At 64.1% G+C, this 21,759-nt stretch carries 16 protein-coding genes, 3 pseudogenes and 1 other annotated feature; of the genes and pseudogenes, 11 read left to right on the top strand and 8 right to left on the bottom strand.

Annotation, left to right across the window (positions count from 1 at the left end):
* Positions 1-379: pseudogene (locus EV668_RS25500) on the bottom strand (hypothetical protein); the annotation flags it as partial.
* A gap of 373 nt (positions 380-752) precedes the next feature.
* Positions 753-867: a sequence feature (AL1L pseudoknot), on the top strand.
* On the opposite strand from EV668_RS25500, the pseudogene EV668_RS24595 reads away from it, so the two are divergent.
* Positions 797-1,049, top strand: a pseudogene (locus EV668_RS24595) (IS3 family transposase); the annotation flags it as partial. Its footprint overlaps the feature before it by 71 nt.
* Positions 1,050-1,121: 72 nt before the next feature.
* Here EV668_RS24595 and EV668_RS24590 read toward each other — a convergent pair.
* Entirely contained in the window at positions 1,122-2,060 is a 939-nt protein-coding gene (locus EV668_RS24590) for a LysR family transcriptional regulator (RefSeq protein ID WP_133775247.1), read from the bottom strand.
* Positions 2,061-2,233: 173 nt separating this feature from the next.
* Positions 2,234-3,028 (bottom strand): polysaccharide deacetylase family protein, encoded by a 795-nt coding sequence (locus EV668_RS24585; RefSeq protein ID WP_208111625.1) that lies wholly within the window; start codon positions 3,026-3,028, stop codon positions 2,234-2,236.
* 420 nt (positions 3,029-3,448) lie between these two features.
* Here EV668_RS24585 and EV668_RS24580 point away from each other — a divergent pair, with 420 nt between their 5' ends.
* From EV668_RS24580 to EV668_RS24570, 3 genes are read left to right on the top strand one after another with little or no spacing between them, the layout of a single operon-like run.
* Entirely contained in the window at positions 3,449-4,450 is a 1,002-nt protein-coding gene (locus tag EV668_RS24580; protein ID WP_133775246.1) for a TRAP transporter substrate-binding protein, read from the top strand.
* 39 nt (positions 4,451-4,489) lie between these two features.
* The gene (locus EV668_RS24575) at positions 4,490-4,999 is read left to right on the top strand and encodes a TRAP transporter small permease (RefSeq protein ID WP_133775244.1); all 510 of its coding nucleotides are present in this window, start codon (positions 4,490-4,492) and stop codon (positions 4,997-4,999) included.
* A complete protein-coding gene (locus EV668_RS24570) occupies positions 4,996-6,270 on the top strand; it encodes a TRAP transporter large permease (RefSeq protein WP_133775243.1) in 1,275 nt (424 codons plus the stop codon). The genes EV668_RS24575 and EV668_RS24570 overlap by 4 nt, the downstream gene beginning before the upstream one ends.
* A gap of 198 nt (positions 6,271-6,468) precedes the next feature.
* Here the strand turns inward: EV668_RS24570 and EV668_RS24565 are convergent.
* From EV668_RS24565 to EV668_RS24550, 4 genes and pseudogenes are all read right to left on the bottom strand, one after another.
* Positions 6,469-6,927 (bottom strand): annotated as a pseudogene (locus EV668_RS24565) (transposase); the annotation flags it as partial.
* Positions 6,894-7,781: an NAD(P)-dependent oxidoreductase gene (locus tag EV668_RS24560; protein ID WP_133775255.1), complete on the bottom strand. Its 888-nt coding sequence runs from the start codon at positions 7,779-7,781 to the stop codon at positions 6,894-6,896. The pseudogene EV668_RS24565 and the gene EV668_RS24560, both read right to left, overlap by 34 nt.
* Before the next feature lie 65 nt (positions 7,782-7,846).
* A complete protein-coding gene (locus tag EV668_RS24555) occupies positions 7,847-9,067 on the bottom strand; it encodes an ABC transporter substrate-binding protein (RefSeq protein ID WP_425359657.1) in 1,221 nt (406 codons plus the stop codon).
* Positions 9,068-9,144: 77 nt separating this feature from the next.
* On the bottom strand, positions 9,145-9,546 hold the full coding sequence (locus tag EV668_RS24550) for a carboxymuconolactone decarboxylase family protein (RefSeq protein WP_133775241.1): 402 nt from the start codon (positions 9,544-9,546) through the stop codon (positions 9,145-9,147).
* Positions 9,547-9,779: 233 nt separating this feature from the next.
* Between EV668_RS24550 and EV668_RS24545 the strand changes: the two genes are divergently transcribed.
* From EV668_RS24545 to EV668_RS24525, 5 genes are all read left to right on the top strand, one after another.
* Positions 9,780-11,591, top strand: a complete 1,812-nt coding sequence (locus EV668_RS24545; RefSeq protein ID WP_133775239.1) for a flavin-containing monooxygenase — start codon at positions 9,780-9,782, stop codon at positions 11,589-11,591.
* 148 nt (positions 11,592-11,739) lie between these two features.
* Positions 11,740-12,645 carry a LysR family transcriptional regulator gene (locus EV668_RS24540; RefSeq protein WP_133775237.1) on the top strand — a complete coding sequence of 302 codons (906 nt, stop codon included), beginning with the start codon at positions 11,740-11,742 and terminating at the stop codon, positions 12,643-12,645.
* A 654-nt stretch (positions 12,646-13,299) separates the two neighbouring features.
* Complete coding sequence (locus tag EV668_RS24535; RefSeq protein WP_342636851.1) at positions 13,300-13,941, top strand: TetR/AcrR family transcriptional regulator; 642 nt, start codon at positions 13,300-13,302, stop codon at positions 13,939-13,941.
* Between the two features lie 22 nt (positions 13,942-13,963).
* Positions 13,964-15,118 carry an efflux RND transporter periplasmic adaptor subunit gene (locus EV668_RS24530; RefSeq protein ID WP_133775233.1) on the top strand — a complete coding sequence of 385 codons (1,155 nt, stop codon included), beginning with the start codon at positions 13,964-13,966 and terminating at the stop codon, positions 15,116-15,118.
* Between the two features lie 4 nt (positions 15,119-15,122).
* Positions 15,123-18,233 (top strand): multidrug efflux RND transporter permease subunit, encoded by a 3,111-nt coding sequence (locus EV668_RS24525; protein WP_133775232.1) that lies wholly within the window; start codon positions 15,123-15,125, stop codon positions 18,231-18,233.
* A 404-nt stretch (positions 18,234-18,637) separates the two neighbouring features.
* Here EV668_RS24525 and EV668_RS24520 read toward each other — a convergent pair whose 3' ends face one another.
* Positions 18,638-19,522 carry a LysR family transcriptional regulator gene (locus EV668_RS24520; protein WP_133775230.1) on the bottom strand — a complete coding sequence of 295 codons (885 nt, stop codon included), beginning with the start codon at positions 19,520-19,522 and terminating at the stop codon, positions 18,638-18,640.
* Between the two features lie 326 nt (positions 19,523-19,848).
* On the opposite strand from EV668_RS24520, the gene EV668_RS24515 reads away from it, so the two are divergent.
* A complete protein-coding gene (locus tag EV668_RS24515; RefSeq protein ID WP_166652629.1) occupies positions 19,849-20,724 on the top strand; it encodes a tripartite tricarboxylate transporter substrate binding protein in 876 nt (291 codons plus the stop codon).
* Positions 20,725-20,883: 159 nt separating this feature from the next.
* A complete protein-coding gene (locus tag EV668_RS24510) occupies positions 20,884-21,756 on the top strand; it encodes a fumarylacetoacetate hydrolase family protein (RefSeq protein WP_133775226.1) in 873 nt (290 codons plus the stop codon).
* The last annotated feature ends 3 nt before the right edge of the window (positions 21,757-21,759 follow it).

Genomic DNA, 21,759 nt, shown 5'->3' with positions numbered 1-21,759 from the left:
CAGGGTCGGCAATCAGGCCGTAGAGCGACACGAATGCAGCGACCGCCGGAAACGCTGCCAGCAGCAGATAGAAGGTAACGCCCGCGGCGACGGCGGTCACGCGATCACGGCCAATCTCTTCGTAAACGCGCCATGCGATGTCCTTCCAGCCGGTCGCAGGGATGTCGGCGGGCGTTTCAGCATCTCTTCCACGCCCCGGCTGCTTCGCCGCGGCTTGGGGGTTTCCGGCGGACTGCTTGGCTTCTGCCGGCTGGGCGGCGCCTTTGCGACCCTCGTGACTGTCGCTCACTAGACCGGAGATGCCCCGGATAATGATCGCCAGAACAGCCGCGACGCCCACAGCGACGACGGGACCTAGGTTGCCAATGCGTGATCTCATGACCGATTCCGAATGCCTCAATCCAAATGCGGCTGTTCCGATCCGTTCCGTCCGGGTCCGCGAGGATCTTCGTCGTCGCGCTGGGACGCTTGGCGATTTTCGCGACGCTTCCCTCGCGGGGTCGGCTAACCCGTCGGAGGCTGCCGGCCTGTCCCGCGCGACGAAGGACGTCAAACGGCGGTCGAGCTTGGCGGCGCGCTCCGGCGTGAGGCTTGGGAAGGACAACCGGACGTGCCCGTCCTGCCCGGCTCCGAAGCTGCTTCCGGGTATCGTCAGGATGCCGATTGACCGAGCGAGGTCGGCTGCGACGGCGGCCTCTCGAACGCGAGAACCGGAGTTGTGGCAGGCGAACGAGATTTTTACGTAAGGCATCGGCGTATTCTGCCAAGGCAGAGCTCGACCCCTACATCGGTCAAGATCGCCTTCATTGACGACATCGCGGGGCGTATGGGGTCGAGCCGATCTGCAAGGTGCCGCCGATCGCCGCGTCAACCTATCATGAGCACGTCGCCAAACGGATCGATCCGGGGAAGCTGTCAGCTCGGGCGAGGCGGTATCTGTGGCTGGAGCCTCAGATCGAGCGGGTGTTCGGGGAGAGCTTCGAGGTCTATGGCGCGCGCAAGGTCTGGCGGCAGATGTTGCGCGAGGGCTCGACGTTGCCCGTTGCACTCGTGCGTATCTTGAATTCGATTGAATGAACTATGCATAATGGGCGATATTGCACAATATTATCGCGTACTATTTAGTCGTCGCAAGCTTTCTGGCCGTCTCTGATAGGGTCTGGTCGCCGAAGGACAGCTTTAAGCAATGCTCGAAACCATCGTTGAGCCGGATCGCGATCGCGTCGCGCATCCCAGGAAAGGTCGATCGCAAACTTCACCTCGGATAGCGGCAACTCCGCCGCGTGCAGCCCCGCTAAACGCCTATTGCTGCGCGAGAGGCGGCTCGGCACGATGGCGACGAGGTCCGAGTTCTCGACGATCTGGGGAACATCGAACCAACTCGGCACCGACATGACAATGCGTCGCTTCAGGCCGCGCCGCATCAGAGCCTCGTCCACCATCATCGTTCCGATCGCGGACGGCGACAGCCGGACGTGGCTTAGGCTCGCATAGATTTCGGGCGTCAGCTTCGTTCCCACCGCCGGATGGTCGCGCCGCATCACGACCATGAACTTGTCCGTGATCAGCCTCTCGACGCGGAGCGCGGCCGGCGCCTTCTGGCCGGGCGTGAAGCGGAGCTGGACATCGGCCGCGATGCGCTCGACCTCCGAACCCGTCGAGAACGGAAGAACCTCGACCGACACGCCGGGAGCCTCCGCCTGCAGGCGCTTCGCCAGGGGCGCGAGCAGAATGCCGCTGATGTAGTCGGCGATCTGCATGGTGAAGCGCCGCTCGGCGCTGGCGGGATCGAAGTTGTGCTGCCCTTCGATCGCGTGACCGATGTGAGCGAGCCCGATCTCGATTTCGCTGGCGAGCCCGAGCGCACGGTCCGTCGGCTCGAGGCCGCGGGACGAGCGACGGAATAACTCGTCATTGAACATCACGCGAAGCCGCGCCAGCGCGTGGCTGACGGCAGAAGGCGACAGCCCGATCTGGTCGGCTGCCGCCACGACCGATCTCGTCGCGATGATCGTCTGGAAGATGACGAGCAGGTTCAGGTCGAACTTTCGCAGGTTCATTGGAACGCGCTGCGTCCTTGAGGCCCCTACGGCCGCCATACGCGGGGGACTGTGCGGCACTTCCCGCGATAAGAAAACCTGGCGGGACCGGGGCGGAAATCCGCCTTGTCCGGCGCCGGGATCGGGAAGCCCGTATCCCGGTGCCGAAAGGCTGCCGTCCTAGCGACCGATCGTCAGAGCTCGCTCAGGAAGTGCTCCGCGATGCGGCCGCGGGTCGTGAGCCAGATATCCTTTCGGTCAGCGCACATCTTGGCGAGTGCCCCATACGCCCAGGCGCCGGCGGGGCGGCCGTAGCAATGTGTGTGGACAAGGATATCCAGGATGACGGTGTCGCGAGAAGCCGCGAGCGCTTGCTCGAGCGTATCCTGAAAGATCTCGACGAACTGGCGGGGCGTGCGGCCGAAGCGCATGGAGTGAGAGAGATCGTTGAAGTCGATGCAAAGAGGCACGGCGACGAGATCCCCCTCCTCGTAGCGCTCGAGATAGGGCAGGTCGTCATCCACCACGTCGGCCTGCCACTTGTATCCGTGACGGATGAGCCGCCGCATCGTGCTGCCGTCGGCAGTCGCGCGAGGGCTCACCCAGCCCGTGGGGCGCTTGCCTGTCGCGTCCTGGAGCAACTCGGTCGTCCGGCGGATCGAGCTCTCATCGTCCTCTTCGGAGAGGGTCGCGGGAATGAGGTTCTGGGCGTAGCCGTGGCCCATGATCTCGTGGCCGGCTGCGGCGACAGCCTTGACCTGTTCCGGGTCGCGCTCGGCGAGGATGCCGGATGTGAAGATGTTGGCGGACACGCCGGCGTCGGCCAGCACACCCATGAGGCGTCGGATCCCCGCATTGGCGCCGTAGCGGCCATAGCTATCGGCGTTGGGGTCAAAGGCTCCGCCCGGAAGCGGATTGCCCATCGGGCCGAGGCCGGATGCAGCGCCGTCCGACCATGCCTCGTAGGCGACGTTGAAGACGACGGCCACGTTGCGATCGCCCGGCCAGCGCATGCCGGCCGGTGCACGCCTTCTCTCGGGCGCATTCCTCTTGGTTGCCATGACATCCTCCCGGCTCGCTTCTGCCGGGCGTGGTTAGCTCGAATGATGGCATGCAGGACAATGAATAGTGGGCAACCTCAAATGCACGTCCTGCATTCCACGGAATGCACAGGATTCACGATGAGTTGCGTCATTTGAGAAAAATGCATGTCACTTTTTGATGGAGATTAGGGGCGCCTGCATGTCAGATAGTTCCCAATCGGTGCTCCGACAGCCAATTGCGGCGCATCAAATGGTAGGAAACGAACGGCTCGCGGATCACGGTTTGCGGCGATCCCTCCAGGCTCGACTAGCGCTGGATCGGAACGTCGTCGGCTGGCTTGCGTCCGATAAGGGAGGAGACTTGAGATGATCCGCGCGATCGTACGCAGCGTGGCTGCCAGTGCGCTTGTACTGGGTCTGGCGGGCTCGGTCCTGCCGGCGCTCGCTCAGGGCAAGACGATCATCAAACTCGGCTGGACGGCGTCGGACGGCCCGGCCGATCCGTATGCCGTGGGTGCCCGCGCCTTCAAAGAGGCGGTCGAAGCCAATTCCAAGGGCCGCATTGAGGTCCGCCTGTTCCCGAACCGACAGCTTGGCGACGAAAAGCCGATGGTCGAGGGCATGCGGCTCGGCACGGTCGATGCCGGCATCATCACCAACGCCGTCGTGGCTCAGATCGAGCCCGCCTTCCAGTTGAACGATCTTCCGTTCCTCTATGCCGATGAGGGGCAGGCCCAGCGTGTGCTCGACGGCCCGATCGGCAAGAAGCTCGCCACCAAGCTCGAAAGCAAGGGGATCAAGGTCCTCGGCTACACGGAAGGCGGCTTCCGCAATATGATCAACAACGTTCGGCCCGTCGCGACGCCGGAGGACGTCAAGGGCGTGAAGTACCGCGTCATGCAGAACCCGGTCTTCATCGCCATGTTCTCGTCCCTCGGCGGCAATGCCGTGCCGATGGCCTGGGGCGAGACGTTTACGGCGGTGCAGCAGGGTACCATCGACGGGCTTGAGATTCCGCTCGCTGTCATTGAGCAGAGCAAGTATTTCGAGGTCGCGAAGTACCTCTCGCTCACAAATCATACCTATTCAGCAAACATTCTGATGGTCAGTAAGCGCTTCTTCGATCGCCTGTCGCCCGATCTTCAGAAAGCCGTCACCGACGCTGGCGTGACCGCCACGGCCAAACAACGGGAGGTCGCCGCAGCGCACGCAAAGGAGATCGTTGCCAAGCTCGAGAAGTCAGGCATGAAGGTCAACCGTATTGCCGACATGGCGCCGTTCCGTGCCGCCGTCGCGGGCGTCTACGAGCAGTTCAAGCCGTCGATCGGCGCCGATTTGCTGCAGGAAGCGCTCGCCGCGGTGAAGTGATCTCTTCGCGGTGAAGGCGACGCAAGGCTGGCTTCTCTCATGTTCGGCTTCATCGCGCGCGCAATCGATCGCCTGACCGCTTGGGTGGCGGCAATTCTGTGCGCCAGCCTCGTCGTCGCGGTCGTCGTGATGCTCGCTTGCATCGTCTTGCAGGTCGTGATGCGCTATGTGGTCGGCAAGACGCTGTCGTGGTCGGAAGAGCTTGCCGTCCTGATGTTCGCCTGGGCGACGCTCGGCGGCCTGGCGCTCGGTGTTCGAGAAGGCTTTCACGTCCGACTGGATCTCCTGATCGGCAACCTGCCCGACGGCGCGCGCGGCTGGGCCGAGCGCGCCGTCGAGCTTCTGACGGCCTCGTTTGGTGCCTTCCTCCTCTGGTCGGGCACGCGCTTCTACGACATGACCGGAGGCTCCGTTTCGGCGGCGATCGGCTACCCGATCGAGTTCCTCCACGTTCTGGCTCCGATCGCCGGCGGCATGATCTGCCTGTTCGCCATCCAGCGTCTGATTGCGGGCTCCGCTGACGAAGACGTCCCCGAGTTGGCGGCATGAGCGCGACCACGCTCCTCCTGACACTGGGTTTCGCCGCGCTCGTCTGTTTTGGCGTGCCTTTCGCCGTTGCCATCGGCGCGGTCGTGATGCTCGTGCTTGTCGTCGCCGACATCGAGCCGGCCTTTCTCGCGCAACAACTGATTGCGGGCTCTCAGTCCTTCAGCCTTCTTGCCATTCCGCTCTTCATGCTCGCCGGTGAATTGATGACCGCCGGGGGGCTGTCGCAGCGGCTGGTCAATGTGGCCTCCGTACTGGTCCGCCATCGCACCGGCGGCCTGGCGATGGTCACGGTCGTCGCGGCGTTGATCTTCGCCGCGATATCGGGCTCGGCGCCGGCGACCACCGCCGCCATCGGAGCGATCCTCATTCCCGCGATGGCCAAGCAAGGCTACGACAAGGCTTTCGCGGCCTCGATCGCCGTCAGCGCGGGCGTACTCGGACCGCTGATTCCGCCTTCGATCGCCTTCGTCATCTGGGGCACGATCGCCGAGCAATCGATCGGCAAGCTGTTCCTGTCGGGCATCATGCCGGGACTCGCAATCGCATTAGGCTTGCTCGTCGTCTGCTATGTCCACGCGAAGCGCCATCGGGTGCCGAAGCAGCCGAAGGCGACCTGGCAGGAACGCCGCGAGGCGTTCGCGAGCGGAAAATGGGCGCTTCTTTCGCCGTTTATCGTGATCGGCGGAATCTATGGCGGCATCTTTACACCGACGGAAGCCGCCGGCATTTCGTGTGCCTACGCGCTCCTAATCGGCATGTTCGTCGAGCGCCGCATCAAACTGCCCGACATCCCCGCCATCACGCTGCGTGCGGTCCGCACCAGTGCGATCGTCACGGCCATCATCGCCGTCTCGGCGGGGTTCGGTGTGCTGATTGCCCAGGAGCAGCTGGCGACGAACTTCGCGAGCTGGCTTGCCTCTCAGATCTCCGAGAAGTGGATGGCACTGGCCGCCCTCAACATCGCCTTCTTCCTCCTTGCGGCGGTGATGGACGAGATCGCCATCATGGTCATCCTCGGGCCGATGCTGATGGCGATAGCGACGAAGTTCGGGGTCGATCCCATCCATTTCGGCGCGATGATCGTGACGAACGTCGCGATCGGAATGGCGGCGCCCCCCATCGGCTACTGCCTCTTCGTCGGCATGGCGATATCGGGACTGAGCCTCGCCCGCATCGCACGTGCGATTTGGCCTCAGATCCTGGTAATGCTGTTTGTGCTCTTCCTGACCACCTACGTTCCGCAATTCTCCCTCTTGCTCGTTTCTCGCTGAGACAGGCTGCGCAGAGCTCCTCACAAGAAGGGGGCGTTGATCGGCTCCCCTCGTTGGCACAATGGGTTTCATTTAATCAGCCTTTTGCGGCTGACTGTCAGCGAGCTGACCTTGCCCGTGTTGTCCTCACGAAAGCGGGCGCGACCCTGACGATCCGTTCCGAGTGGAGCGGAGCTCGCCATTTAGGGCGGAACCCGTTCACGTGGCATCGTATCCAGCGGCTGTGAAGTAGTTGACACATTCGGCTGGTGTGAAGGCATCGATCAACAGACCGATCTTGTCCCAGAGCGCGCCGACGGTCTGCTCTGCGGCCTTTCGCAGGAGTGTCTTGATCTTGGCCAAGGCGTTCTCGATGGGATTGAAGTGGGCGAGTAGGGCGGGAGGTAGCGTAAGCTCGCACCCGCAGCTTTGATCATCTCACGCACGCGCGGCCCTTTGTGGCTGGACAGGTTATCCACGATCACGACTGCGCTAGGTCGAACCTTCCGGGACGAGCACTCGGTCCACATAGGCCTCGAACGCATCGCGATTGATGGGTCCGTCGATGACGAAGGGAGCCACGATCCCGTCTCGGCGCAGCCCGGCAACGAAGGTCGTCGTCTTTGAGGGGCTGGGAGGTCCCTCTAGGATCTCAGCTCTGTCCCGGCCCATCCTTCGAAATGCTGGATCGTCGCCGCGTAGTCTTTTGGGCCGTCGCCCTGAGTGACGGCGAAAGCGAGGAAGTCCCGAGCCGCATGGGTCATCCAGAGGGGAACCCCGAGCTTCTCGGCCTCCGCGATCCCGAGAGTGACGTCCTTGAGCAGCAGTTCCGTCGAAAAGCCGGGCGGGAAGGCCCCTGACAGGACAGACCTCGGAATCTTCTCGAGGGTCGCGAAGTTGCGGCCACTGGAGACGTTGACGACATCGAGCATCTCCTGCGCGCCAAGCCCGGCCCGATGCCCCATCACCAGCGTCTCGAAACTGGCGACAGCTCCGACCGCCGCGAGCATGTTGTTGACGAGCTTCATGCTCTGCGCGAGCCCCGGCTTGTCGCCGAGATAGAAGGTCTTCGGCCCGATATGCGCCAGGACGGGCCGCACCGTTTCAAAGGCGGGCTTGTCGCCGGAGACCATGATGGTGAGCGTACCGTGCTCGGCGCCGTGTGCGCCACCGCTGACCGGCGCGTCGATGAGTTTGATCGAGCGCGCAGCAAGGGCCTCGCCCGCGCGCGCCGCGGCACTCGCTCCGATCGTCGAGAGGTCGACGACGATCCTCGCCCGGCCGCCTTCGATCACCCCCCCTGGGCCGACAAGGACGTCGAGATAGACGGCCGGCGTCGGAAGGCTCGTGAAGACCAGATCCGCCGCCGTCGCAACGTCACGGGGAGACGCCGCGACCGTCGCTCCGAGGGCGCGCAGGGGCGCGGTCCGCTCGGGATCGATGTCGCAGACGACGAGCGCATGCTCTGTTTTCGTCAGGCGGGCCGCAATGCGCGAGCCCATGGCGCCGAGCCCGATGAAACCGATTGTCATCATGATATGAACGATGCCCCATCAACTGAGCCCGTCGGATCGCCGACGGTCAAAACGTGTCGGCGTTACTGCTTCACGAGCGGACACTCTCCCTCGTTCATCGGCCGGAAGGCCTGCTCGCCCGGCACGGTCGCGATGACCTTGGCGAGATCCCATTCGCCTTTGGATTCCTCGGGCGATTTCGCCTGAAGTAGGTACATGTCCCGAATCAGGCGGCCGTCCTGGCGGAGCCGTCCGTTCTTGGTCATAAAGTCATTGACGGGCAGTTCGCGCATCTTCCGCATCACCGTGGCCGCGTCGAGCGTCCCCGCGGCTGCGACCGCTTTGAGATAGTGCAGCGTCGCGCTGTAGGTCCCGGCCTGCAGGCTCGTCGGTGGACGGTTGTGGTGAAGGGCCGCGAAGCGCTTCGAAAAAGCACGGGTCTCCTCCGTTTGGTCCCAGTAGAAGGCCTCGGTGAAGATCAGCCCCTTCGTCGCAGCGAGGCCAGCCTCCTTGAGGTTCGTCGTGAACGCGAGCAGGGCCACGAGTTGCTGACCACCCGCCACGTTGCCGAATTCGTTGGCCTGCTTCACGGCGTTGACCATGTCGCTGCCGGAATTTGCGAGCCCGATGACTTTTGCGCGCGAGGATTGCGCTCGCAGCAAGTAGGACGCGAAATCGGACGACCCGCCAGGATAGCGGCTGACGCCGGCGACCGTACCGCCGGCCTCCTTGACGATCTTCGCCGTGTCCTGTTCGAGCGCGTGGCCGAACGCGTAATCGGCGGTGATGAAATACCAGCTGTTCGCGCCCCGCCGGACGGCCTCGCTCCCCGTCACCTTTGCAAGCGCGAAGGTGTCGAAGACCCAGTGGGTGCCGTTCGGGGAGCATGATTTTCCGGTCAGTTCGGCCGTCCCGCCCGACGTCGTCATCTGGATCCGGTTCTTGTCGCGCGAGATGCTCTGGACAGCCAGAGCGACAGCCGAATTGCCGAGACCCGTGATCATCTGAACGTTCTGCTGATCGAACCAGCCTCGCGCGATCTGCGCTCCGACATCGGTCTTGTTCAGGTGATCGGCGTGGATCACCTCGATCGGCCGCCCGAGCAGCTTGCCGCCGAAATCGGAGACTGCCATTCTCGCCGCGACCGCATCTCCCATTCCCTGCTGATCGGCGAACATGCCCGACATGTCGTCGAGCACGCCGATCCGGATCGGCTCGGACGGCGTGGCCTGAGAATTAGCCGGTATTACCGACATTGCGGTCCACAGCGCGGCGCCAATCCCGATGGCAGCGGATCGAATCATCGCTTCCTCCCTCTGATTGTTTTTGTTAGTTCGACTGGTTGTCTGATGTGTTCGGCAATCCGGCGTCAGAAGATGCCTTATGCGCCTTGTGGGACCGCCACCGCGTCGAACGTGATGCCGCGCTCCTTCAAGACTTCTTCGGCGATGCGGGTCGCCTCGACGCCCGTCGGAAGCCCACAATAGATCGTCGCTTGCAGCAGAATTTCCTTGATCTCGTCGACGCTGCAGCCGTTGTTCAGCGCGCCTCCGACGTGGAGACGCAGTTCCGAGGTCTTGCCGAGAGCCGCAAGCATTCCGATGCAGAGGAGGCTTCGGGTCGAGGGCGGCAATCCGGGGCGCGACCAAATTTCGCCGAAGCAATATTCCTCCGACAGACGCCTCAGATCTTGATTAAAGGAATTGGTGGAGGCGTCGCGGCAAGTGAAATATTCTTGCCCGATGATTTTCATCAGCAGTCGACGGCCGATGTCGCGCTTCATTCCGGGGTTCCTCCCAACATTTTAAAGGACCCTAGCCGCAGACCCGCCGATCCTCAACGCCGAACCAAGCATACCCGAAATAACCGATCGTTATATCGGTGCTTTCCGTTTGACTCCGCCGGGGCCGTCATGCTGCCTTCGCATCATCGTTCCGCCGCGGGATAACCCCTGTTCAGGCCGGCTAGGCGCAGCTTCGCCACGCGGATCGGATAACAATCGCTTCGGGGAGTGACATGGTGGTTCGGCCCAACACGCTTGCGGAAACATGGGTCGGAGGGTTTTGGAAGGCGATCCAGGCCAATGCCCTCGGCGGTGTTGCGTCGCTGTTTCTCGAAGATGGAAGCTGGCGCGACATCTGCGGCTTCGAATGGGACATCGACACAGCGGTCGGGCCGGACGAGATCGAGGCAGCGTTCAATGACAAGCTCGCAGGGATCTCCATCCGCACGTTCCGTCTCTCCGAGGCCCGGACGGCGCCTCGGCTCGTTCGGCGAGCCGGGCGCGACGTCGTCGAAGCCTTCGTCGATTTCGAGACCTCCGTGGGCCGCGGCTCGGGGGTTGTGCGTCTGGTGCCCGATCCGGCCAGGCCGAGCGAGGCGAAAGCCTGGATCCTGCTGACCGCGCTGGACGAGATACACGATCATCCCGAGGTCATGGGTTCGCAGGCACCCGACGACGAGGCCTTCAAGCGCGAGTTCGGCGGCAAGAACTGGCTCGACATTCGCACTGAGCGCTCTCGCTATCTAGACCGGCATCCTCGCGTGCTGGTGATCGGTGCGGGCCAGGCGGGCCTTACGATCGGTGCTCGGCTGGGAGCGCTCGGTATCGACACGCTGATCATCGATCGCAACGACGAGGTCGGCGACAACTGGCGAAACCGCTACCACGCGCTTGCGCTGCACAACGAGGTGTACGGCAACCACCTGCCGTACATGCCTTTTCCCGCGACGTTCCCCCGGTTCGTGCCGAAGGACAAGCTCGCCAGCTGGTTCCGGTCCTATGCGGATGTGATGGATCTGAATGTCTGGACGAAGACATCCCTGGTCGACGGCTCCTACGACGATCGTGCGCGCCAATGGACCATCAGGGTGTCCGGGCCGGACGGGATCCGGATCGTCCGGCCCGCCCATGTCGTCTTTGCGACGGGAGTGAGCGCTATCCCGATCCAGCCTTCGCTGCCCGGTCTTGAGGATTTCGCTGGCGAGGTGGTGCATTCGGGCGCCTACGGGAGCGGACATCGGTGGGCGGGGCGAAACGCCGTCGTTCTCGGCACCGGCAACAGCGGTCACGACGTCGCCCAGGATCTTCATGCGAGCGGCGCCAAGGTCTCGATGATACAGCGCAGTCCGACGACCGTGCTCAGCCTGAAGGAAGCGCAGAAGCTCTACAGCCTCTATAATGAGGGGCTTCCGCTGGACGACGCCGATCTGCTGTCGATCGCGGTCCCGCATCCTGTTCTCATCAGGAGCTACCAGCAGCTGACGACGAGCATCCGCGCCGCCGACAAGGAACTTCTCGGCGCCTTGGAAGCGCGGGGGTTCCGGCTGGATTTCGGTGACGACGGCACCGGCTTCCAGATGAAGTACCTGACACGCGGTGGCGGCTATTATTTCAACGTCGGCTGTTCCGATCTGATCGTAAGCGGTGAGGTCGACCTGCTGCAATATTCGGACATCGAGCGGTTCGTCCCCGACGGCATTCGGATGAAGGACGGCGGCATCCGACCTGTAGACCTTCTCGTCACCGCGACCGGGTTCAAGAATCAACAGGATGTCGTGCGCGAGTTCCTGGGCGACGAGATCGCTGACCGGACCGGACCGGTCTGGGGGTTTGGCGAGGAGCGCGAGCTCCGCAATATGTGGAAGAGGACACCGCAGCCGGGGCTGTGGTTCAACGCCGGCAGTCTGGCGCAGTGCCGCATCTTCTCGAAGTATCTCGCGCTTCAGATCCTCGCCTGCGAACTCGGGCTGATCGACGAGGTGCAGGAACAATCCCGGAGCGGTTCGTCGCCGACCCGCACCCGTCCCACGCTAGAACCCGCTTGACGCGGGGGCTGCCGGTTCGCGTTGGCCGCGCGCTCGCGCTATCGTCCGGTCGCAAGAACACCGCGTGAGGTCGGACGCATCGCATGGACCAGACAATGACGGAGATACTCGTCGCTCGGCGAAGGTTCTGAGCTTGGATCTCCGCCAGATGCGGGCGCTGATCCATGTGGCGGACCAGCGGAGCTTCAGCCGTGCCGCGGCGGTCATGCGCGTGACGCAGCCCGCGCTGAGCCGCCAGATCAGATTGCTGGAACAGGAGCTCGGCACGAAGCTCTTCCACCGGCATGGCCATGGCGTGTCGATGACCGATGCCGGGCGCCTTCTGTTCGAGCGGTTCAAGCGGCTTCTCGGCGACGTCGAACAGTTGCGGACGGAGGTTGGCGATCGGATCGCGCGTCCGGGCGTGACGGGCGCAGCGACACTAGGCGTACCGAGCCCTTTGGCCTGGCGCTTCGCGGAGCCGTTCTTCGAGCGCTTCGCCCAGGCCTATCCAGGCGTCTCCCTCCGTATCGTCGAGGGGTTTAGCGCCTTCCTGCACGAATGGATGCTGAGCGGGACGATCGACCTGGCCATCCTCTACGGTCCCCGGCCGAGCAAGATCATCGCGGTCACGGAACTCCTCACGGAGGATTTGTTCGCGATCGGGCCGCCCTCTTGGATCGGGCGCAGTTCGATCACCATTGCCGAACTGTCGAAACATCCGTTGATCGTGCCCCATCCTCCTCACGTCATCCGGACGCTTGCCCATGAGGCTGGCCTCAATCCGCCGCGCTTCATCGAGGTCGATGCGCTTAGCCTGATGATCGAACTCGCACACGCGGGCAGGGGAGTCAGCATCCTGCCTATGGCGGCGGCGCGCCTAGAAGCGATGAGCGGCTACACGTCCGTCCTCAGGATCGAAAAACCGAGCTTGAGCTGGGTCGTCTCCCTATGCCGGAACGATCTGAAGCCGATCACCCCGGCGGCTGAGGCCCTATTCGGTGCAGTGAAAGCCGAGATATCGGACATGGTGAGTTCAGGGCGATGGGATGCTAGGTTGTCGGCGGGAGCTTAGCGTGATGAGCGTTTAGTCCGCACTCTGCTCGCGGTCTCCGGCCCAGCGAATAGACCAACCTAGGGCGAAGCAACAATTCCTGCGGCCGGACAGAGCCCTGCGGATCAATTGCTGCCGTCTACTCTCAAACGGCGTGCAACTTTTCGACGCCGTTTGACACCGAACGGAGCCGCGAGGAATTCCACATCGCCGCCACAGCTCAGAACCTCCGCAAGCTCGCAAAGCTGATCCCGGTGCCCCGGCCCGAGATGGCCCGGCCCGAGATGGGCTAAGAATCCCCAGACCTTCTCCGCCATGGCAGCCGGTCCGACCGCAGGAGTCTGCGGACTCCTTCGGCGGGATCGGTCGAAAGCTGAAGCGGCCTTGCAATCGGGAACTGCGAGTGATCGCCATTGGCGCGGTCGGATCGCTGCGGTCCCCTTCTGTCACCTCTTAGCGGTCAGCGCCTTTCGCCTCGATGAGGAGCGCAACCGCGTCGCAGCCCGAATGCACCGCGACGTGCCGGGGCACACACCAAACTCCTTGAAAGATACCGGTCGGTTGGTATTTGGCAAAGATATTCAGCTTTAGCGATCCCATGAGCCCTATAGCCGCCTACTCCGCCCTATGCGCCGCACTGCGCGTGGTGCCTCTCGGAGGCGCCTGCACGATCTGGTGCGCCGTCGGCATCTCAATGATCGTAGGCGGCGGCGTGGCGATGCAGCACTCTCGCTTCTCGACGGGGCACTGAAGGTGCTTGCCTCACCCCGCCGGAAGAAGCAGCCAGAGCTGGTCCGGCGCGCACTCATCGACTGTGCTGCCAAGCTCGCCCTCGAGCAGGGGCTTGCAGCCGTTACAGTGCAGGCCGTCTGCGAAGCGGCAGGGGTCACGAAGGGTGCCCTTTTCCATCACTTCGCGAACAAGCAAGCCCTCATCGAGGGCGTGGTCGGTGATCTCATGGAGCAGATGGGCTCCAACATCGATGCGGCCATGGCCGACGATCCGGAGCCGCGTGGTCGCTACACTCGTGCCTATGTCAAAGTCGTGCTCGACGATCTCATGCTGAACCACGGGAGTCAGTGGACGGCGCTCTACGTTTCGACACTCGCCGCACCAAGCCTGCGCAGGATGACGGGTGAGTGGCTCGCAAGAAGCATCGAACGGCATCGCGCGACCGACGACGAGCCCCACCTCCAAGTCGCTCGCCTGGCCGCAGACGGGGCGTGGCTGGCTGCGCTCCTGCGCGACGACGGCGGTCCGATGCCCGATCTTTCCGCCTTGCGCGAACGCCTTGTCGCGATGACCCGCAAGATCTGAACAACCTCGCAGGAATTCCTTGATGTCCCGGCATGTCCGCCGTTTCCTTCCGCTCGCCGCGTCCTGCCTCGCGCTAGCACTCGCCAGCTGCCAGCCGGCCTCACAGGACCAGTCGGGTGCCGAGACGCCGCCGATCCAGGTCGCGAGCGTGAACGCGCAAGCCGCGACAGTCCCGATGACGATGGACTTGCCGGGACGCCTCGCCTCAACGCGGGTAGCCGAGGTCCGCGCGCAGGTGGCCGGCATCGTGCAGGAGCGAGCTTTCGTCGAAGGCGCTACGGTCAAGCGCGGCGACGTCCTGTTCCGGATCGATCCGGCCGTCTACAATGCCGAGCTCGACGCACGCGCCGCGGCCTTGGCGCGGGCCGAGGCGACCCGTGTCCTGGCCAAGCGCGCTGCGGACCGTGTGGACACGCTGATCGAGCGGCAAGTGGCGAGTTCTGCCCAGAACGACGTCGCCGTCGCCACACTTCGGCAGGCGGAGGCCGACGTCGCCGCGGCGAAAGCCCAACTCGACCGGGCCCGTATCAACCTCGACTACGCGACGGTGCGTGCCCCCATCGACGGGCGGATCGGACGGGCGCTGGTGACCGAAGGGGCGCTCGTTGGGCAGAACGACGCGACGCACCTCGCCACCGTGCAGCAGATCGATCCGATCTATGCCGACTTTGCACAACCGGCCTCGGACCCCGGCCTCGCCGAGCGGACGGCCTCCGGTCCCACAGAGGTCCGCTTGGTCGACATACTGGGCGAACCCTTCGGAGACACCGGACGTCTGTTGTTCAGCGACGTCACGGTCGATCCGGGAACGGGACAGGTTAGCTTGCGCGCGACCCTCCCAAACACGAAGGGCACGTTGCTTCCCGGTACCTACGTCCGCGTGCGAGTTCCCCGGGGCGTGAAGTCGGGCGCGGTCTTGGTGCCGGCGCAGGCTATCCAGCGCAGCAGCGCCGGCGAAGCGCAGGCCTACGTCGTTGAGGAGGGCGGCAGGCTCGCCTTGCGCCCGCTCCGAACGGGCGCGCTGACCGAGGCCGGCTGGCTCGTCGAGGAAGGGCTGGAGCCGGGCGAAACCGTCGTCGTCGAGGGATTCCAGAAGATCCGGCCCGGCGCGACCGTCGCCCCCGTGCCTTGGAAACCGGCGCCCGAGCGCCCCGTGCCCACCCGCCCTGATCGGTGAGACCATGACCTCGTTCTTCATCGACCGTCCGATCTTTGCCTGGGCGATCTCGATCTTCATGGTGCTGGCGGGCGCGATCTCCGTCTTCTCGCTGCCGATCTCTCAGTACCCGGATGTCGCGCCCGTCACGATCCAGGTGACTGCGACCTATCCCGGAGCGCCACCCGAGCGTCTCTACGACGGCGTCACGCGCATCATCGAGGAGGAACTGAACGGCATTCCGGGCCTGATGTACTTCGAGTCCACCAGCGACTCGTCCGGCGCCACTCAGATCAACGCGTCCTTCGCGCCGGGCTCCAACGCCTCGGACGCGACCGTTGCGGTCCAGAACCGCATCAAGCGCATTGAGGCGCGGCTTCCGCGCGCGGTCACCCAGCAGGGCGTCATCGTCGAAGAGGCGAGCACCAGCTTCCTCATGTTCGCGACCGTCAGCTCGAAGGACGGCACGATGTCAGAGACTGATCTCGGCGACGTAGCGGCGCGGCGCATCCTGGGCGAGCTCCGCCGCGTGCCCGGCGTCGGTCGAGCCACCCTGTTCTCGTCCGAGAAGGCGATGCGGATCTGGATCGATCCGGCCCGCCTCGTCGGCCTCAACCTGACGCCGGCGGATGTCACGGCAGCGGTCGGTGCGCAGAATGCTCAGATCGCCTCAGGCATCGTCGGCGCGCAGCCGGCGACAGATGATCAGCGCATCGCCGCGAACGTGCTGGTCCGAGGGCAGCTCACGACTGTCCGGGAGTTCGAAGAGATCGTCCTGCGCGCGAACCCGGACGGCTCGGTGGTGCGCCTCCGAGACGTGGCGTCGGTCGAGCTCGCGGGCCAGACCTACGCCATGCAGACGCGCTTGGACGGGCGGCCGGCGGCCGGCATCGGCGTGCAACTCGCGCCCGGCGGCAACGCCCTGGCCGCAGCTAAGGGCGTACGTGCCAAGATCGCCGAACTGCAGCGTAGTCTGCCGGCCAACGTCGTCGTGCAGGTCCCGTACGACACGACTCCGTTCGTCGAGGTCTCGATCCGGAAGGTCCTGATGACCCTGGCGGAGGCCATGGCACTGGTCTTCGCGGTCATGTTCCTGTTCCTCCAGAACGTCCGCTACACGATCATCCCCGCCATCGTGGTGCCGGTCGCACTGCTCGCGACCTGCGGCGCGCTTCTCATCGCCGGCTTCTCCATCAACGTCCTGACGATGTTCGCGATGGTGCTCGCCATCGGCATCCTGGTCGACGACGCCATCGTGGTGGTCGAGAATGTCGAGCGCATCATGGCCGAGGAGGGCCTCTCTCCGCGCGACGCCACACGCAAGGCGATGGGGCAGATCACCGGCGCCATCGTCGGCATCACGTCGGTCCTGATCGCAGTCTTCGTGCCGCTGGCCTTCTTCCCCGGCTCGGTCGGCGTGATCTACCGCCAGTTCTCGGTCACCATGGCGACGTCCATCGCCTTCTCGGCCTTCCTCGCCCTGTCACTGACGCCGGCCCTCTGCGCGACGCTGCTGAAGCCCATGAAGTCCGGCCACGGCCACGGCAAGGGTGGCTTCTTCGGTTGGTTCAACCGGATCTTCGCATGGACGACCAGGCGGTATGTCGCGGGGGTCGAGGGCATCCTCGGCCGGCCAGGACGCTTCCTCGTCGTCTATGCGGCCCTTTTGGCGGCGCTGGGGTGGGGTTATCTGCGAATGCCCTCGAGTTTCCTGCCGACCGAGGACCAAGGCTACGTCATCGTCGACGCCCAGACGCCGCCTGAAAGCTCGGCTGGCCGCACGCTCGACGTCGTCAAGAAGGTCGAGGAGCATTTCGCAGCGGAGCCAGGAGTCACGCAGCGTGTGATGCTCGTCGGATACGGGTTCTCGGGGCAGGGCCAGAACGCGGCGCTCTCCTTCGTGACTCTGAAGGACTGGGCGGAGCGCGGCGCGGACGCATCGGCCGATGCGATCAGCGCGCGGGCGAACGCCGCACTGGCGGGCATCGCCGACGCAACCGCGATGACCCTCGCCCCTCCCGCGATCGACTCTCTCGGCAACTCCAGCGGGTTCAGCTTCCGCCTCCAGGACAAAGGGCAATTGGGGCACGCGGCTTTGGCCGCCGCCCGTGATCAGCTTCTTGCCGCGGCCGGCAGGAGTCCGATCCTTCAGGCCGTCTATGTCGAGGGATTGCCGAGTGCGCCGCAAGTCGAGCTCCTGATCGATCGGGAGAAGGCGAACGCCCTCGGCGTCACCTTCGCGGACATCAACGACACGCTGACGACCAGCCTCGGTTCTGCCTATGTCAATGATTTTCCGAACCAATCTCGCATGCAACGGGTGATCGTTCAGGCCGAGGCCAGCCGGCGCATGAAGGCGGAGGATCTGCTCGACCTCTTTGTCCGAAACAGTAAGGGGCAAATGGTGCCTATGGCCTCGTTCTCGCGCCTGCAGTGGACCATAGGGCCCTCCCAGGTCGTGGGCTTCAATGGCTATCCCAGCATCAAGTTCGGCGGCACGGCGGCACCCGGCTACGCGAGCGGTGACGCCATGACTGAGATGGAACGGCTCGCCCGGCAGCTCCCGCAGGGTTTCGACTTTGCCTGGACCGGACAGTCGCTGCAGGAGAAGCTTTCGGGCAGTCAGGCGGTCTACCTCCTGGCGCTCGCGCTCTTCTGCGTCTTCCTCTGCCTCGCGGCGCTGTACGAAAGCTGGTCGATCCCGTTTGCGGTCTTGCTGGTGGTGCCCACGGGGGTCGTCGGGGCGGTGTTCGCAACCCTGCTCCGGGACATGCCGAACGACGTCTACTTCAAGGTGGGCCTGATCACGGTGATCGGCCTCACGGCCAAAAACGCCATCCTGATCATCGAGGTTGCTAAGGACCTCGTCGCGCACGGAAAGTCGGTGCGCGACGCGGCCCTGGAGGCCTGCCAGCTTCGTTTCCGGCCCATCGTGATGACGTCGCTCGCCTTCATCCTGGGCGTCGTGCCGCTCGCCATTGCGACGGGCGCCAGTATGAACAGTCAGCGTGCCATCGGAACGGGCGTCCTTGGCGGCATGGTGACCGCAACCGTGCTGGCCGTGTTCGTGACGCCGTTGCTGTACGTCCTGATCGCCCGCCTCTCGAGGCGTGGGCCTGTCAGCCCGAAGCAGTGAGGCACGAAATCGGTCGCGAAGTTCCTCCTTGCACAATCGGGCTCATCGAAGGCCCGCAAAAAATTGGGATCGGCAGCACGCGCAAGGTCCGCTTCCACATGCAGACTCGGACGCCGCCAATGCGCTCGACCGGAACCATGCTCGCGCGACAGATCGCCGAGCATGACACCATCCGGCGCTGAACTGGTCTCTCGCGACCGCACAACTGTCGCCAGCCTTCGACCTGGCTGGCAAGCTATCGGCGGAAGAGCCGTACCCGTCAGGTCCGGGAAATCGGCTTCGCATCGAGGATGACACTATCCGCCTATCGCGCGATAGGGCGCCGGATGAGGGCCTGCTCCAGGTTGAACTCGCCAATGCCGAACGCCGCCGATGGCGGAATGCGGGCGCGAGTCGAGGGCTCGTCAATCCTGGCGTGTGGCCTCGATCGTCTCTAGGAACGCCTTGAGGACGAGAGACGTGTCGTCGGTCCGATAGATGCAATGGAGGTCGACGCTGGCCGGACGATCGTGGTCGAGAGGTTTGAAGACGACGTTCGCCAACTGCAGCGCCCATGTCGCTTGCGGGACGAGCGAGACCCCGAACCCCGCCGCCACGAGCGCGACGGCCGTGACGGAATCTGCGACCTCCTGCGAAATCCGGGGCCTGAATCCCGCCTCGAGGCAAAGCGCGAAAACGAAATCGAGGAGGTTCGGCCTCGGGCCGCTCGCCGGGACCACGAAGGGGCGTTCCGCGACTTCCGCCAGACGCACGGAGGGACGATCCGCCAGCGGATCGGTCGCCGGCATCGCAACCACGAGGGGTTCGGATCGGACCTTTTCGTTGGATATGCCGGCGAGCTTGAGCCCGAGGAAGTTGAATCCGATGGTCGTCCGCCGGTCGTAAAGCGCCTGGAGCTGCTCCTGCTTGTTCATGGCATGGAAGGCGAGGTCAACGTCGGGATAGCTGCGGGTGAAGTGCAGCAGCAGATCGGGCACGACGAGCATGTTCGATCCGAACACGCCGATGTCGAGGCGGCCCGAACGCCCGAGCCCCGCCATGCGCGTGCGCTCCTTGGCGCGGGACGCCAGCAGCAGAAGGTTCCGAGCCTCGTCGAGGAGGACGCTTCCCGCATTGGTCAGTTGGACGCCTTTTCGGGTGCGGACAAAGAGGGCGGAACCCATATCCGCCTCGAGTTGCTGGATCAGTCGCGTCAGTGGCGGCTGGGCCATGTTCAGTCTTCGGGCGGCACGGCCGACATGGAGCTCCTCCGCGACGGCCACAAAATATCGCAGCTTGCGCTGATCCACCGTCGCCTCCTCGAGGGTCGATACCTTTTTGGTATCTAGAATTGTCTAAATCGATATTAGACGGTATCTCAGCGTTCCGCTAATTCCTCTCCCGTCGCGATGACGGTCAGAGCCCTAAGGGCGCGGCCGGGCCAGAACCAGCGCGCGGGTGCCGTTGCGGCATCGAAGACGCGGGCGTCGTTCGTCCGCATCTTGCCGGGAGGAAAATAAGGATGGCGATGACGTTCGTTCCCCATGCCAGACGGGGGGTCTTGGCCGTGCTCGCGGCCGCTGCGGCAACGGTCGTCGCAGGCCCGGCATCGGCGCTCGATTTCCCGAGGAGGACGGTGCGGATCGTTGTCCCCTACGCCCCCGGCGGATCGGCCGAACTGCAGGCCCGTGCGGTTGGAGAACAACTGTCGAAGATCTGGAAGCAGCCGGTCATCATCGAGAACCGGCCCGGCGCCGGGACGACCATCGGCGCGGCCACCGTCGCCTCCGCGCCGGCGGATGGCTACACCTTATATCTCGCGGGAACCTCGCACACTGTCTCGCCCAGCCTCTACCGGAATCTTTCCTACGATGCCGCCAAGAGCTTCGCGGCTGTGTCGCAGATCTCGACCTCTCCGTTCATCGTCCTCGTCAATCCGAAGCTCGGCGTCAAAACGATCGAGGACTTGATCGCGCTCGCCAAGCGCAAGCCCGGCGAACTCAACTACGGCACGTCCGGCGTGGGTGCGGGGCCGCATCTGTCGGCAGAGATTCTCGCCTTCGACACCAAGATCAACGTGCGCCATGTGCCCTTCAAGGGTTCGGCCCCCGCGGTCACCGCCCTGCTCGGCCAGCATGTGGATTTCGTGCTGGGAGACGTCTCGGCCCTGCCACTGGTCGAGGACGGCTCTCTGAAGGCCTTGGCCGTGACCGGCCTGCACCGCAGCGCGCGTCTTCCCGACGTTCCAACGTTGGCGGAGAGCGTCGCGCCCGGCTTCGAGGTGACGAATTGGAGTTCGATCCTCGCACCGGCTGCGACGCCGGCCGAGATCGTCTCGTTCATCAACAAGTCCATGGCTGACGCGTTGGTCGTTCCCGAGGTCAGACGGGCCTACGACATCCAAGGTTTCGAAGTCGCGCCGAACCGACCCGAAGAGATGCAGGCCAAGATCATATCCGAGGCCCGAAAATACGCGGACGTGATCGCGCGCGCCGGCATCAAGAACGACTAGGGTGCGTTGCCGAGTCGCGGCATCCGGTCTTGGATAACTGCATTCGACCGTGAAGCTAACGCATGATTTCGTGTCCGCGAAACGGCGGAACGCTCTGATCTGCATCGTCCCAATGGCGCCCGAGCGCCTCTTCATCTGCGAAAGTCAGGAACGGATCCCATGAAGCTCGTCTGCTACGACCGGCGCGGCGCCACGCATTACGGCATCGTGAAGAGCGACCGCGTCATCGACCTGACCAGCCGCCTCGCCCCCTATCCGACCATCGTCGACTTCATCGCCGGCGACGCCAGGCCGATCGCCGAGCAGATCCTCGCTCGGGAGGACGGAGACTTCTCCTATTCCGATCTCAAGCTCCTGCCGGTCGTGCCAAATCCTAGCAAGATCATCTGCGTCGGGCTCAACTATCACGACCACATCCACGAGGCGAACCGGCAGCTCAACCGGACGGATACGGGCTTCGAATATCCGATGATCTTCGCCCGCTGGCCGGAATCGATGACCGGGCACGAACAGCCGATTTTTCGCCCGAAGGCCTCGCACCAGTTCGATTTCGAGGCCGAGCTTCTGGTCGTGATCGGCAAGGATACGGGCCGCTACGTGTCCGAGGAGACGGCTCTTGACTATGTCTTCGGATATTCTTGCTTCAACGACGGCTCGCTGCGCGATTTCCAGCGCCACAGTCGCCAGATCAATCCCGGCAAGAATTTCGAGAAGACAGGCCCCTCCGGGCCCTGGCTCGTGACAGCCGACGAAATTCCCGATCCCGACCGTCTCGAGGTCGAGATGCGGCTCAACGGCGAGGTCATGCAGAAGGCCAATACCAGCCTCATGATCCATTCCGTTCGGCAGATCATCTCCTACGTCACCATGTGGACGCCGTTCCGTCCCGGCGACGTGATCGCGACGGGAACGATGGGCGGGGTCGGCTTTGCGCGCGACCCTCAGGTTTTCATGAAGCCCGGCGATGTCGCCGAAGTGGCGATCGAAGGGATCGGCACGCTCCGCAACCGGGTGGAGGATGAGCGGCTCTGAGCC

Source organism: Enterovirga rhinocerotis, from assembly GCF_004363955.1.
In the GTDB taxonomy this organism is placed as follows: Bacteria; Pseudomonadota; Alphaproteobacteria; order Rhizobiales; family Beijerinckiaceae; genus Enterovirga; species Enterovirga rhinocerotis.
The sequence above is the reverse complement of the archived record's forward strand: the minus strand, read 5'-3'. Positions and strand labels throughout refer to the sequence as shown.

Excerpts from the sequence above, each read along its gene's own strand:
- EV668_RS24590 (WP_133775247.1), bottom strand. The coding sequence starts at position 2,060 with ATGAACCTGCGAAAGTTCGACCTGAACCTGCTCGTCATCTTCCAGACG.
- EV668_RS24580 (WP_133775246.1), top strand. The coding sequence starts at position 3,449 with ATGATCCGCGCGATCGTACGCAGCGTGGCTGCCAGTGCGCTTGTACTG.
- EV668_RS24575 (WP_133775244.1), top strand. The coding sequence starts at position 4,490 with ATGTTCGGCTTCATCGCGCGCGCAATCGATCGCCTGACCGCTTGGGTG.
- EV668_RS24570 (WP_133775243.1), top strand. The coding sequence starts at position 4,996 with ATGAGCGCGACCACGCTCCTCCTGACACTGGGTTTCGCCGCGCTCGTC.
- EV668_RS24560 (WP_133775255.1), bottom strand. The coding sequence starts at position 7,781 with ATGACAATCGGTTTCATCGGGCTCGGCGCCATGGGCTCGCGCATTGCG.
- EV668_RS24555 (WP_425359657.1), bottom strand. The coding sequence starts at position 9,067 with ATGATTCGATCCGCTGCCATCGGGATTGGCGCCGCGCTGTGGACCGCA.
- EV668_RS24550 (WP_133775241.1), bottom strand. The coding sequence starts at position 9,546 with ATGAAGCGCGACATCGGCCGTCGACTGCTGATGAAAATCATCGGGCAA.
- EV668_RS24545 (WP_133775239.1), top strand. The coding sequence starts at position 9,780 with ATGGTGGTTCGGCCCAACACGCTTGCGGAAACATGGGTCGGAGGGTTT.
- EV668_RS24540 (WP_133775237.1), top strand. The coding sequence starts at position 11,740 with ATGCGGGCGCTGATCCATGTGGCGGACCAGCGGAGCTTCAGCCGTGCC.
- EV668_RS24530 (WP_133775233.1), top strand. The coding sequence starts at position 13,964 with ATGTCCCGGCATGTCCGCCGTTTCCTTCCGCTCGCCGCGTCCTGCCTC.
- EV668_RS24525 (WP_133775232.1), top strand. The coding sequence starts at position 15,123 with ATGACCTCGTTCTTCATCGACCGTCCGATCTTTGCCTGGGCGATCTCG.
- EV668_RS24510 (WP_133775226.1), top strand. The coding sequence starts at position 20,884 with ATGAAGCTCGTCTGCTACGACCGGCGCGGCGCCACGCATTACGGCATC.